The sequence below is a fragment of the Silvanigrella sp. genome (genome assembly GCF_044369315.1).
Lineage (GTDB): Bacteria > Bdellovibrionota_B > Oligoflexia > Silvanigrellales > Silvanigrellaceae > Silvanigrella.
This window is the reverse complement of record NZ_JBIPMD010000009.1, coordinates 19,008-32,527: the sequence shown is the minus strand read 5'-3', so window position 1 is coordinate 32,527 and position 13,520 is coordinate 19,008. Positions and strand designations below refer to the sequence as shown.

Sequence of the window (13,520 nt, the reverse complement as noted above, 5' to 3'; positions counted from 1 at the left end):
TCAACAAAATCAAAAACCACTCTCTATAAAAAATTTAATTCCATTCATTGTGTTTGTAAAATGCACTTATTGGGAGGACACAAGACAAATAACGACAGCTATGACAGAAATAGACAGAGCAACACAAAAAAATCAAACTTCAGCAACACAAACTTCATCTTCAGCAAATGAACTTGTTGATCAGGGTGAAAAATTAATAAAAACCACGAAAGAAATTGAGCTTCTTATTTTAGGGGCAACAAAAAAAACTGTTAAAGCTTAGTTTTTTCTTTATAAATAAAATTCCAAAATATAATTTGATAAATAAAAAACAAAATAGTGGTTATAAATTGAAAATACATCATATTTTTAATTATTGTTGAATTAAAACTTTCTAAACCGTTAAAATAAGGCTTCGTAAAAGAGGACCATGATAAAAATAAAATAATTAACAGAATAGGATGAAACACAAATAAAAGAGCATGTAAATAATTTTCTTTGATACAACAATTTTTAGCATGAATAAATTCATCTTTAACGATTATCATACTAGAGATAAAAGATAAAATAAAAAATAAAATAACTGATATTTTTGTCATTGGAAAAAATATCACAATAAAAAAACAAGAGAAAAAAAATAATGTATCAACTGGATGACCTAGTCTTTCCCATTTAGGAAGTTTTCGTTTATGATGAAAATAAAATTCATCTAAACACATAATCATACCGTGAGTCATAATTATAATAATAGAAATAACTTCAAAATAAATCATACGACGCTCATAATAGATCCCGAAATTGTTAATCCTGGGCCAAAAGCTAGGCTATAAACAAGAGTACCTTTCTTTGGATTTGAACTTAAAACGGACTCCCATATATGAGGTAGAGTTGCTGAAGACATGTTTCCATATTTTTTAAGAATTTCTTCACTATTTTTGATTGATATTTCGTTTAAAACTAAAATATCTTTTATAAATTGAATTATTTTTGGCCCACCCGGGTGTATTGCAAAAACAGCATTATTTTTAACTTCATTAAAATTGAGTCCAATTTTTGAACTCATACCAATGATAAATTTTTCAATATTTTCTGCAATAATAGAAGGAACTTTAGCTGATAATTCCATTTGAAATCCATGATCATCTAAATCCCATGACATGGCATCTGTACTATGCGAAAGAATTTCCTCGTGATTGATTAATACTTGTAACCCATTTTTAAAGTCTGATTTATTAAAATAATGTTCATCAAATAAGGAGTAATAAATAAATCCATCCGCAAATAAACTTTGCACTACAATTTGGCTTGGTTCATGTAAAGAAGGATTAAAATGCAAAGTACATAATTCAGTATGCACAATATCGACTCTATTATTTTTTAATTCTTCATTATTAAATAAAGACAATTGATTTTCTTGTAAAATAAATCCATGTCCAATTCGCAAAGCAGGCATAGAAGCATAACAGCCCATATGATAGGCGTGAGTGACTTTGGTTTTATTTCCCCAACCTTTATCAGAAACCAATCGCTGTGCAGATGAAGGGGAAGAATAACCTGTACAAGTGACATGAATTAAATGAGCTGGAGGCATTTCGATTTCTTGATAAAACTGAACAACAATTTCATTCACCACTTGAGAATAAAATTCCATTCTTTTATGCAAGAAAGCACCTGAGGTATTTTTTTTTAAATCAAAAAAATTCATTTCATCCCAATTTTGATGAGAATAGTCATCAATTGAAGTACCTCTATTTTCAATTTTATCTGGTTTACAACCAAATCGATTTATATAATTTTCCATATAAATTTTTAATTCGGGTAATGTTTTTTTATTTTGCAAAAAACTATTTTCTATATATTTTGATAGCGCATGCGCTTGCGTTATCCAATTTAAACCATCTACCTGGGAAATTTCATATTTTGGTCTTAAAATACGAAAATTACCAATTATAGGCTGCATATAAATCCCCTTTTTCAAAAAAATTGAGGTACTATCTTTTCTACAGATTCTACCAAAAGATTAGGAGAAAGCTCACGCATGCAACGAAAATGTTTTTTTGGACATTCTTTCGAACCATGAGGAGAACATGGATGACAAGACAAATGGTTCCCATTTTGGTCTTTATAAGTTAACGTTACACTTTTTTCAGAAGTTGGATAAAATCCGAACTTCCAAGATGTCGGACCAAAAATAGCAACCACAGGAATATTAAAACCAGAAGCAATATGAATAGGGCTAGAGTCGTTTGCAATGACAAAAGAGGATTTAGAAACAAGAGCCATAAACTCATTTAAAGGTAAATATTTAGAAGTGTCTACAATTCGAGAAGCCAATTCTGGAAAAGGAGAAAAAAAGTTAAATATTTCGTTTATATCTTTTTCATCGTCAATTGTACCTGAAACAATACATTTTATTTTTTTATTTTTATTTAAAATTAAAAATATTGCTTTCGCAAATTGAATTGCAGGATATTTTTTTGTAGGCCAAACAGAACCAGGACTTACTATAAAAAAAGGAATAGATTCATTTAAATAGTTGGGATTTTTAGATAAAAATATATTTAATTTATTTTCAGAAATTAAAATTGGCCTCGCTATTTTTTCTACTTCTGACATAGTTTCTTTCTTCACAAGCCAATTAGGAGCGATATACAAACACCGTAAACATTCATGAATATCTTTTTTAAATTCTTGAAAATGAGTAAAAGGAATTTTAAAAGAGGTATCGTTATATGCTACTTTTTTTGGTACTTTAGTTAATAAAGAAATTAAAGCCGTTGTATAAGATTTATGAGGTACCAATAAAACATCAAGATTTAAAGCATCAATTTGTTTCGCTATTTTATAAATAGATTTTACTTTTTCAATTCCTTTTTTTTTATCTGCAATAATACAACCTTTTAATCTATAATCTTCTTTATATAATAACGATGCTATGCTTTTTGTTATTAAAAATACTTCGTGTTTATCTCTATATAACGCCTCAATTAAAAGGCTTGCTAAAGCAATATCGCCTAAAAATGCTGTGTGAAAAATACCAACTTTCACAATATTTTCTCCATAATAAAAGCATCTTCTTTACTTTTATAATAATTTTTTCTTTCAGAAATTTTTCGATAACCTAATTTATGATATAAATTAAGAGCGGGCTCATTAAGAGCTCCAACTTCTAGCATTATTTTATTTATTTTCGAAAAATTCTCTTGCTTGCATAATGTTTCAAATAAAGAAATAAGTTGAAAAGAAATGCTTTTTCTTAAATAATTTTTATCCACACAAATATAATCTATTTCGGCAATATCAAATATAATATTTACATTTAAATAAGCTACAAAAATATTATCATAAAAGCATATAAAAAATGAAGAAAAATGTTCATTTGCTGTTTGTAAGAATGATTTGCTACAAAATTCTTCTAAAGAATTTAAGGTAGAAGCGTATTTATCATCTTTGGAAATTCGGTTCATTTCTTTAGACAGAAAGGTATCTTTAAAATAGGAATCATATTCCATTTTCGAGATTTTTAGTATAGCCGAATTTGCATCATTTAAATTAAATTTAAAAAATTCGCCTTTCCATATAAATAAAATTTCTTTTTTAATTATCTTTCTCCTCGGGTTCATTATTGTTTTTTTCTTTAGGCTGAATACTTGTTGTTACAGGTACACGCCATGAAAAAGAAGTTGCCCATAAAGTTGGATTTTTATTAAATCCTCCACGAACAGTATAAAATGTATTCGCTCTTAGAACTAAATATACAAAATCCTTAATTGTTAAATGCGAAAAAGCATCAATTCGTTCCGACACTTTCTTTGGCAACACACTCCAAGGTTTTTTCTTCATAACACTATTTGTAATATCATCTAAAGCATCATTCGAAATATTAAATAATTTTAATCGAAAACTTTCATTCCAAGTGAGGCATAAGAAAATTATTCTTTGGACATCGGGTGGGTAATTTATAAATTCTTTTTCATTTAAAGAACCAGTAGAATTTGAGTTTATTGTAGGAGAATAAACATCCCAATTTGTTTCTAATGGCGTTTTTTCCGAAGTTAACATATTTGAAATAGATAAAACCGCCTGAATTTCTATTGAAGAATAGACAGATAATCCTGTTCTTTCACCACAACTCATAATGGAACGATTCAATGAAATTAAAGTTGCTTCTGGTATTTTTTTTCCAACAGGATTTGTCAAAATTATTTTTTGAGCAAATACATTTGAAGTAACGAATAAAGATAAAAATATAATTTTAGATATTATCGACATCTCCAAATACCAACTCCAATCGATAAATTTGTGCAGAAACACTTGAGGTCTGAACACCTCTCCATTCTTCAAAAGATGCTCTTACCGCAAAAGATTTAGGTAATGTAACACGAAAACCTACGCCGTATGTTATAGAAACCTGACCTAATGATGCTTTTGATTGAACCGCTGACCAAGATCGCCCACTAAAAAATAAGGTATATCCTACCCCTCCCGTGAAAAAGGGCTGAAATACTTTTCCCCAATAGTCTCCAACTAAGGACTGAATGGGAGGATCTCCCTCAATTTTTGAAAAAATAGATAAGGGACTTAAATCAGGGTTTTGTTGAGTATTTTTTGAAACCCAATCCGCCCAACGAATATCAAGCCCACCTTTCCACATTCCTCTTATTTGATGCTGCATTCCTAATGAAAATCCATATCCTGGTGAAGTATAATTTGATTTAGTTGTTTTTGTTAAAACTTCGTTATAAATGCCAAATGAAAATACCGTCCTAGGGAAGGTAATATTTTCGTTTTTAAGAGGAACAAGTTGGGCAGAGATTCCATCTACCGTGGGGTAATTCATTTTGATATTTTGTTGTTCTGGTGGCAAATCTGCTAACATTCAATTACTCTTTCCCTTTTACATTTTAAACAAATTGCGTTTAAAATGACGCAATTTAATGAAAGTCAAATATTTATGTCTTCACAAGTAACACTTTACACAGATGGCGCATGTTCTGGAAATCCAGGACCAGGAGGTTGGGCTTGTGTTTTATTGTATCACGATCTCAAGCGCCGTATATCTGGTTATGAGAGTCATACTACGAACAATAAAATGGAGCTCATGGGTGTCATTCATGGTTTGGAAAGCCTTACACGTCCTATGCCTGTTCTTATTATCACTGATAGTCAATATGTCAAAAATGCTTTTACCGCAGGATGGCTTGAAAATTGGCAAAAAAATGGTTGGAAAACAAAGTCCGGCGACCCTGTAAAAAATCAAGACCTTTGGCTAAAATTAAGTCTTTTACAAAGAAAACACAATTTATCTTGGCAATGGGTAAAAGGACATTCTGGAAATGAATACAACGAAATGTGTGACGAATATGCACGAAAAGCAATTATAAATAAAAGCGGAATAGACGAAAAATTTTAGATAAAACCCTATAAAAAAATAAATAAGTATTAATTTTTATTCATAAAGATCGATATAATCCATAAAGGATTATTCATGTCAGAAGTTAATAATAAAAATATTAGAAAATTATTTATTCAAGAAATTATTACAAGCTTTGGCTATTTAGCACCATTAAGCATGCTAGCTATTTTTTTAAGTGAGAACAAAGAAATTCATACAGATAAAATTGGTTTTGCAATGTTTATTAGCTCCATAACAGCAAGATGGGGCAGGTTATTATTTTCTCCTATATTTGATAAAATAAAAGCAAATTTATTATTGTCATTAATGCAAATAATTGGCGCAATTGGATATTATTTATTAAGTTTTTATCAAAATTATTCCGTCATTATTTTATCTCTAATTTTAATTGGACTTTTTTATGGAAGCAACTCAATTATAACAAGAGTTTTAACTTCATTTTCAGATAAAAACAATAATAATTCAACTAAAAAATTTTCAATATTACATATTGGCACAAATATATCCGCAACCATTGGTCCAATAATAATTAATTTAATTTATATTTATTTTAATAAAAATTTTGCGTTTTTATTCATGGGGATATTTTTAACATTTTCAGGATTATTTACGTTTTTTTCAATGAAAAATATTGAAATTCCTGTTCAAAAAAATTTATTAAAAACAATATTTCAATTCCTTTTTAGAAAAGATCTTTGGCATATTTATTTTCTTATCCTTATTAGCTGGTTTTTTTGTGCGCAACTTTATTCCCTAGCTCCTATTTTATTATCTCATATTCTAAAAAATAATTCATATATTTGGATAATATCCGCAATAAATGGTGCTATGGTTATTTTTATTTCTTTAAAAATAAATACACTTATGAATAATTATAGTAAAAATTACTATTTTCAAATTTCAATTTCTTTAATTTTAGCTATCTTTGGTTTTTCATCTTTAATTATTTATCATTCTGTATTTAATATTGTTTTAGGGGTATTATTTTTAACATTTTCAGAAATATTATTCATACCCGCCTTTCAAGCTCTTTTAGCCGAATATGTACCAGAAGATTCTCGAGTAGCCATATTTGCGATTTATGCCTTGTTTATGGGAATTGGAGAAGGGACTGGGTATTTTTTTGGAACAAAAAGTCTCGATTTTTTAAATACAGACTATTCTTGGTATAATAATTCCCTATATTTCCTAACAATATTTATTATCATAGGAATTATTATTTCAATTAGAAAAACATCTATAATAAAAAATAACGAAGAATTATAAGTTAAAGTTACTTAGTATCACTTGGCAATTTAATATTACGATAAAAGTCATATTTTGGTGGTTTTTCAATTAAATCTTCATCTTCTTTATTTTTTTCAAGAAAAACTGTTTTTAATCTTGTAAAACCACACAATTCATCGGTACTATATTTAAAAAATAAGTTTGAATTTATAAGTAATTTTTCATTTCTGAGTTCATTTATTTCAGATGAATTGTTTTTTAAAGGAACATCAAATGGCACATCAGATTTTAAGAATTTATCTTCTATTTCGGGATTCCACTGTAAAGAATTAGAATCTTGGTTTGGAATTACATTTGAGGCAATAACGTAAGCCTTATCATTATTACTATTTTTATTTGGAGAGGGTTCAACAGAGTCGGTAATGACCTGTGTTTTATTTGGAAAAGATTGGACTAAATTGGTAAATAAAATTTCTTCTTTCCCGTTTGACTTTTTATCTACTAAAAATATTTGATAATACCCTGGTTTTAAGTTGTAAATAAAACCATTCAAATAATTTTGATTTGAATTTATAATTTTTAGATCATTAAGTCCATTGGCAGAAAAGTCGTTCTCATTTATAGAAGAATCATAAACTTCATTTCGATAATGATTTCTACTCACAGAACTTCGAACTAGCGCTCCATAAACATTACGAATTTCAAGTTTGACCGAATTGATTTGTGTATTATATCTTGATAAATCTAAACTAAAGAAGGTAGATCCTGTATTTGTATTATATAATGGTGCTAAATATTCTTTATTTAAATTTAAGGCATTTGGATCAAAAACACGAATATTTATAATATTTTTCTTATCAACAAATTCCATTCCAGGATGATATTCATATTTAAACATATCAGAAGTAAACAATTCTGAAGTTGGTATTAATTTAAAATATCTATCTGACTCTGTGGCTGAAGTTTTATAATTTAATTTAACAATATCGTCACCAACTGGAAAATATTGTAGTCCTTTTAGCGAATCATTGTTTGTTAAATTATTAGTCATGTTTACTTCAACATCAGAAGTTTTATCCCATACATTCGAATTAAAATCTTTTATGGCATAAAAATCTAATGGTCTATAAACAGCAGCTTTTAAATCGAATATACTATTATCAGAAAACGTGCGATCTGGTATAATAATATCAAATGACTTAGATTCCCCATTTTTTAAATTAAAATTAATTTTATAGTTTGCATTATCTGAACAATTAGATTCATTTTCATCACAGGAATTTAAATTAAATACACAAAAATGACCACTCATAGAAAGTTTTTTGAAATTTGATGAAGGTAAATTATTATGATTATAATATTTTGCCTTAAATTTTTTCCCTTTAGAGTTTTCAATCATGATTTTAGTTCCTAAAATATCTCCAGGAGACATACCAACAGCGTAACCACACATTCCTGCATTATTTAAGGACTGAGTAGAAGATTCTGTTTGTACTTCATCATTATCAGAATTATAAGGTTCCATGTTTTCATTTATTTTTTTATCAAAAGCATCTGAGGTATAAATTACGTCTTCAAACGGAATAATACTGATATCATAATAGTTTGTTTTTAAACCAACATAAGCATTTATTGTTTTGTAGTAATATTTCGAATTTGTATCCCAAATATATAATAAAAGTGAACTACCGATATGAAAATTATTTTTAATAGAAAAACAACCTTCTTCATCTGGATAATATTCGTATAAAATACTATTTGGATTTGAATAGTTTATTCCTGATACCCGAATAACAATGTTTTTATAATATTCAGGGTTAAAATATTTTGTATCAAAAATTTGAATTCTTCCCGAAATGGATCCTACTCTTGGACATTCTTTTTTTGCTGCTGAAATATCATTTCCGGACAATGGCAAAGGAACAAACATTTCACGGTTTGCAAAGTTAAACTCTGAATACAAAGCAATAAACACCAAGACGTATAATTTGAAAAACTGTTTACGATTCAATATATACCAACCTTTTTCATATTACATTTATGCTATTGCTCAAGAACAATTTCTAAAGAACACATAAAAACATTTTCAAATGCTTTTTTTTCAATAGCTGCTTCATACATTTCCAATTCAATATCGTGAGTTGCTCTTAAATGAACTGCTAAACTCATTTTGGAAGACGAATTTTCTTTCACGATTATCTCTTGTATTTTACCTTGACGGCCTCTATCTAGCGAAACTGCGAGTCGTAAAATTGCCGCGCAAATATTTACTGCTTTCTGCATTTCTTTATCAAAATCGCAATAAACTTCATCATTATCTCTTGGCATACGCTTACGGTGATAACGCACGATAGTAGCAATAATTTGCATTTCGCGAGTTGTAAAGCCTGGGAGAGAAGCATTTCGAATAAAATAAAAGGTATGCTTATGATGTCCTGTATGCCCAATAAATAAACCACATTCATGCAAATAAGCAGCAGAACGCAAGAATTCACGCCAAGCACTTGGCAAAGAATGTTTAAAAGTTAATTGATCAAAGAGACTTACAGCAAAAGAGGTAATGTGGAAGGCATGAGCTTCATCGACATGAAATTTTTGGCCAAAAGATCTTACAGAACGCCATCTAACATCACTGGTATCCCCTTGAAGCCAAAAACCGTCTCTCAGCATGGTATCAAATAAAATACCTTCTCTTAGCGCTGTTAAGGAAATAGTCCATTCTCTTATTCCAAGTATTTTTGTAATTGAACTAAGTACAAATAAACCAGCCACAATAATATCTGCTCTTTTTGAATCGAGACCTGGCAATTGCTTACGCTCTTTAAGGGAACGAGCTCGTAACAAAGCCTCTTTTGCAGTCCATATTTCTTTTGCAGTTAATGTTGAACCATGCATTGTTTGTAATGGCGGAGTGTTTGTTAAGCCAAGTACTAATGACTTAATAGATTTAATCGTTCCAGATGAACCCACCGCACAATCAAATCCAATACGCTCTACTTCAGATAAAACAGGCTCAAGTCTTGTATTAATATAAAGTTCCAAAGCTCTTAAATGATCATCACCTAAAGGATCGGTATGAATAAATCCTTGTGTTAAACGAACACATCCTAATTTTAATGAGGTTGCAAAACGTTCTTCTCCCCATTGACCAACGACAATTTCCGTTGATCCTCCACCAATATCAACGATAAGTGTGGATTTTCCTTGTATTGGAAGACCTTGCTGAACCCCTAAATAAACAAGCCTGGCCTCTTCATGACCAGAAATAATCTCAATATCAATACCAGTTTTTTTATAAAGCTTTGCAACAAAATCCGTACCATTTTTGGCTTCTCTTAATGCGCTGGTTCCTACTGCTCTAATTTGAGCTCTTAAACCATCCGCAATTTCTTTCATTTTTTTTAATACTACAATTGCTTTATTTAGGGCTTCATTTGTTAAATTGCCATCTTCATCTATTGAAGCAGCTAATCTCACTTGATCTTTTTCTGAAGCGATTATTGTAAAAGAATTGGTAGACTCCATATCAACAACTAACATATGGACACTATTAGAACCAACATCAATGGCAGCTATTCTTTTTTTTTCAAAAACTTTTTTATTAGGCGAATTTAACATTATTTTTTCTTCTTTTTCTTGATGCTTTTAGGCTGTATTTCTTCAACAACCAAAGAAGGAATAAATCTTTCAGGAATACGATCAAATTCCTTTTTATCAAATAATGGTTTAATTGCCTGATCATAGGCAATTGACTTTATACCATAACGACGAGCATATTCAATGAATTTATCCTGACAACGTAACATTTTTTCGCCTGACGTAGGATGATTTCTTATATAAGTACCATCACTTTGCATTTCATGACTTTTACAATTATCAATTAAAAAATTATTTAAAATTGCTGTTAACTTAGACTTTAATTCAGAACTTTCAATAGGCCAAACAACTTCAATACGTCTATCCATATTTCGTTCCATTAAGTCGGCACTACCACAATAAATGATAGGATCTCCACAATTTTTAAACCAATAAATTCGAGAGTGCTCTAGGTATCTATCAATAACACTAATAACCCGAATATTCTCTGAAACACCTGGAATATCTGGTCTTAAAATACAAACGCCTCTTACTATTAAATCTATTTTCACACCTTTTTGACTTGCTCTATATAAAGCTTGACAAATTTTTACATCAACTAGTGAATTCATTTTTAATATAATATGTGCTTGGTTATCATGCGTATTTTTTCTTTTTTCGTTTTCAATCATTTGAATAATTTGTTCTCGAAGACGAAAAGGTGCTACTTTAATTTTTTCAAAATGAGGTATTCTCATTTGAGTTAAATCTTGATCACGCAAAATATTAAAGCCTGTTATAAAATTAAATACGTTTGCAATATCGTCACACAATGCAGGATCTGTTGTTAAATGACCTATATCAGTATAAAGTTTTGCTGTGGAACTATTATAATTTCCTGTGGATAAATGTACATATTTTTGGAGATAGTTGTTTTTTTCTTTTCGAACAACAAGAGTACATTTAGCATGAGTTTTTAAATCAATAAATCCAAAAACAACATGGGCTCCTGCTCTTTCTAATCGTTTTGCCCATTCAATATTATTCGCTTCGTCAAATCTAGCTTTTAATTCGACAACAACGGTAACTTGTTTTCCTCGTTCAGCTGCATTTACAAGGGCTTCAATAATAGGAGAGTCGCCACCAGAACGATATAATGTTTGTTTAATTGCAAGTACTTTATCGTCTTTGGCAGCACTTCTTAAAAAATCGAGAACACTTGCAAAAGAGTCGTATGGATGGTGTAATAATATATCTCTTTCACGTATGACATCAAAAATATCTCTATTTGCATCTACTAAATTAATATTTAATCTTGGATTAAATGCGGCATCTTTTAAACTTGGATCAATGCGATCTATTTTTAATAATGGGGCTAAATCTCTCATATTAATCATGCCATCAATTTCATATAAATCAGAAGAATCTAAATCTAGAACCGTTGCTAATTTGTTACGTAACCAATCAGGCATGTTTTTTTCATATTCTAATCGGACTACTGTTTTTTGCTCTCTATCTTTTAATTCATATTCAATAGATTTCATTAAATCTTTAACTTCATTATCTAACAACTGATAATCCAGATTTCTTGTTACTCTAAAACCATATGCTCCTGTTACTTGTGTCCAAGGAAATAAAGAGGGCATATAATTTTTTATAAGTTCATCTAATAAAAAAAAGCGATGCTTATTTGCTTTTTGAGAAATTGGAATAAGTCTTAATATTTTTTGCGGTATTTCAACTAATGCTAATAAAGGCTCTCCGTTTTCAGAAATACCTTCAAAAGTAACAGCCAAATACAAAGATAAATTTGAAAGATAAGGAAAAGGATGTGCTGGATCAACAGCAAGTGGAGTTAAAACAGGAAAAACTTGACTTTCAAAATGCGAATCTAATTTTTCTTCTTCTGAACGAGTTAATTCAGAAAACTTTGGAATAGAAATATGATTTAACTCTAATTCAGGTAAAATTTGAGAGTGAAGACATTTTGAAATACGTTTTAATAATTCTCTTACTTTTATTGCGACTTCATCAAGGGTTTCTTCTGACTCTTCTTCATCATAAATTGTAGTATGATGTTGCGCTACAAGTCTTAATAAACCAGATAATCGAACCATAAAAAATTCATCTAAATTAGAAGCAAATATAATACAAAATTTTACGCGTTCTAATAACGGAACATTTTTATTTTCTGCTTCTGTCAAAACTCTTTCATTAAATGATAACCATGATATTTCACGGTTCATATAAAGATCAGGGTCATCCAAATGAATATTTTTATGTTGTGATTGAATTTCTTTATTATAATGATTTGTGATCGTAGGTGGTAAAGACTTTTGAATATTTCTTTCAGAGTTTATTAACTTGCTCATTTAGGTTATCCATAAAAAAAGATCTTGCTTGCTCAACGTCCTTGGTTATTTGTTCCTTTAATTGATCTATTCCTGTAAATTTTATTTCACCACGTATAAATTTTTTCAAATGAAATTTTACTTTTCTTGAATAAATATCATCTGAAAAGTTTAGAATATGAGCTTCAATTTGCAATTTTAATCCACTCGCAATTGTTGGACGTACTCCACAATTCATAACAGCAGGCAATAAAATTCCGTTAGAATCAATTTCAACATAACAAGCATAAACACCATATTTTGGAACAACAAGAATGTCATCTAGCTCGATATTTGCTGTGGGAAATCCCATTAATCGTCCACGTTGGTCGCCTTTAACTACCACTCCGGGAAGAAAATAGGGACGACTCAGTAATTTTTCTGCATCTTCTGCATTTCCATCAGATAAAACTTGTCTTACAAAAGAAGAGGAAACTACTTTATCATCATATAACTTAAATGGTTGTGTTTGCCTAATTTCCCAATGCTCTTTTTCTGCAAACAATTTCATATGATCAAAATTACCCTTCCTTTGCTTGCCATAACAAAAATCATGTCCAAGCATGACTGCATGAATATTAAAATTATCTTTTAACCAAAGACAAAAGTCATCTGCGGTAAGCATAGCAAATTCATTCGTAAACTCTTGAATAATTACTGTATTTACCCCAGATTTTAATAAAAGCGATATTTTATCAGAAAGTGTATTTAATAATGGTTTTGCAACTCCACCAGAAAAAAAAGTCGCAGGATGTGGATCAAAAGTAACAACAACAATGGGAATATTTTTAGACATTTTTTTTAACTCTTGAATTAAATAAAAATGTCCTTCATGAACTCCATCAAAATTTCCAAAAGTAATTGCAATTGGTTTTTTATTTTCAATTGCATCTTTATCACCAAAAACCTGATAACTATTTTTCAAAGTCATA

General features: G+C 29.5%; 13 protein-coding genes. 3 read left to right on the top strand and 10 right to left on the bottom strand.

Annotated features, from left to right (window positions below):
* Window positions 1–262 (top strand): hypothetical protein (locus ACIQ56_RS01870; RefSeq protein WP_397599386.1); only part of this gene is annotated, 262 nt, incomplete at its 5' end.
* Here ACIQ56_RS01870 and ACIQ56_RS01865 read toward each other — a convergent pair.
* The 6 genes from ACIQ56_RS01865 to ACIQ56_RS01840 are packed head-to-tail and all read right to left on the bottom strand — an operon-like array spanning window position 252 to window position 4,858.
* Window positions 252–752 carry a hypothetical protein gene (locus tag ACIQ56_RS01865; RefSeq protein WP_397599385.1) on the bottom strand — a complete coding sequence of 167 codons (501 nt, stop codon included), beginning with the start codon at window positions 750–752 and terminating at the stop codon, window positions 252–254. The genes ACIQ56_RS01870 and ACIQ56_RS01865 overlap by 11 nt on opposite strands.
* On the bottom strand, window positions 749–1,939 hold the full coding sequence (locus ACIQ56_RS01860; protein ID WP_397599384.1) for a hypothetical protein: 1,191 nt from the start codon (window positions 1,937–1,939) through the stop codon (window positions 749–751). The genes ACIQ56_RS01865 and ACIQ56_RS01860 overlap by 4 nt, the downstream gene beginning before the upstream one ends.
* Window positions 1,940–1,953: 14 nt before the next feature.
* Entirely contained in the window at window positions 1,954–3,027 is a 1,074-nt protein-coding gene (locus ACIQ56_RS01855; RefSeq protein ID WP_397599383.1) for a glycosyltransferase family 9 protein, read from the bottom strand.
* Entirely contained in the window at window positions 3,024–3,602 is a 579-nt protein-coding gene (locus ACIQ56_RS01850) for a GNAT family N-acetyltransferase (RefSeq protein WP_397599382.1), read from the bottom strand. The genes ACIQ56_RS01855 and ACIQ56_RS01850 overlap by 4 nt, the downstream gene beginning before the upstream one ends.
* Window positions 3,577–4,257, bottom strand: a complete 681-nt coding sequence (locus ACIQ56_RS01845) for a hypothetical protein (protein ID WP_397599381.1) — start codon at window positions 4,255–4,257, stop codon at window positions 3,577–3,579. The genes ACIQ56_RS01850 and ACIQ56_RS01845 overlap by 26 nt, the downstream gene beginning before the upstream one ends.
* Complete coding sequence (locus tag ACIQ56_RS01840; RefSeq protein WP_397599380.1) at window positions 4,235–4,858, bottom strand: hypothetical protein; 624 nt, start codon at window positions 4,856–4,858, stop codon at window positions 4,235–4,237. The genes ACIQ56_RS01845 and ACIQ56_RS01840 overlap by 23 nt, the downstream gene beginning before the upstream one ends.
* Before the next feature lie 45 nt (window positions 4,859–4,903).
* Between ACIQ56_RS01840 and rnhA the strand changes: the two genes are divergently transcribed.
* Both rnhA and ACIQ56_RS01830 read left to right on the top strand, forming a co-directional pair.
* A complete protein-coding gene (gene rnhA / locus ACIQ56_RS01835) occupies window positions 4,904–5,392 on the top strand; it encodes a ribonuclease HI (protein WP_397599379.1) in 489 nt (162 codons plus the stop codon).
* Between the two features lie 75 nt (window positions 5,393–5,467).
* Window positions 5,468–6,661, top strand: a complete 1,194-nt coding sequence (locus ACIQ56_RS01830) for an MFS transporter (RefSeq protein ID WP_397599378.1) — start codon at window positions 5,468–5,470, stop codon at window positions 6,659–6,661.
* Between the two features lie 7 nt (window positions 6,662–6,668).
* Here the strand turns inward: ACIQ56_RS01830 and ACIQ56_RS01825 are convergent, their stop codons facing one another.
* From ACIQ56_RS01825 to ACIQ56_RS01810, 4 genes are all read right to left on the bottom strand, one after another.
* Window positions 6,669–8,585, bottom strand: a complete 1,917-nt coding sequence (locus ACIQ56_RS01825; RefSeq protein WP_397599377.1) for a hypothetical protein — start codon at window positions 8,583–8,585, stop codon at window positions 6,669–6,671.
* Between the two features lie 80 nt (window positions 8,586–8,665).
* Window positions 8,666–10,240 (bottom strand): Ppx/GppA phosphatase family protein, encoded by a 1,575-nt coding sequence (locus ACIQ56_RS01820; RefSeq protein WP_397599376.1) that lies wholly within the window; start codon window positions 10,238–10,240, stop codon window positions 8,666–8,668.
* Entirely contained in the window at window positions 10,240–12,570 is a 2,331-nt protein-coding gene (gene ppk1, locus ACIQ56_RS01815) for a polyphosphate kinase 1 (RefSeq protein ID WP_397599375.1), read from the bottom strand. The genes ACIQ56_RS01820 and ppk1 overlap by 1 nt, the downstream gene beginning before the upstream one ends.
* Complete coding sequence (locus ACIQ56_RS01810) at window positions 12,548–13,519, bottom strand: bifunctional riboflavin kinase/FAD synthetase (RefSeq protein WP_397599374.1); 972 nt, start codon at window positions 13,517–13,519, stop codon at window positions 12,548–12,550. The genes ppk1 and ACIQ56_RS01810 overlap by 23 nt, the downstream gene beginning before the upstream one ends.
* Between the last annotated feature and the right edge of the window lies 1 nt (window position 13,520).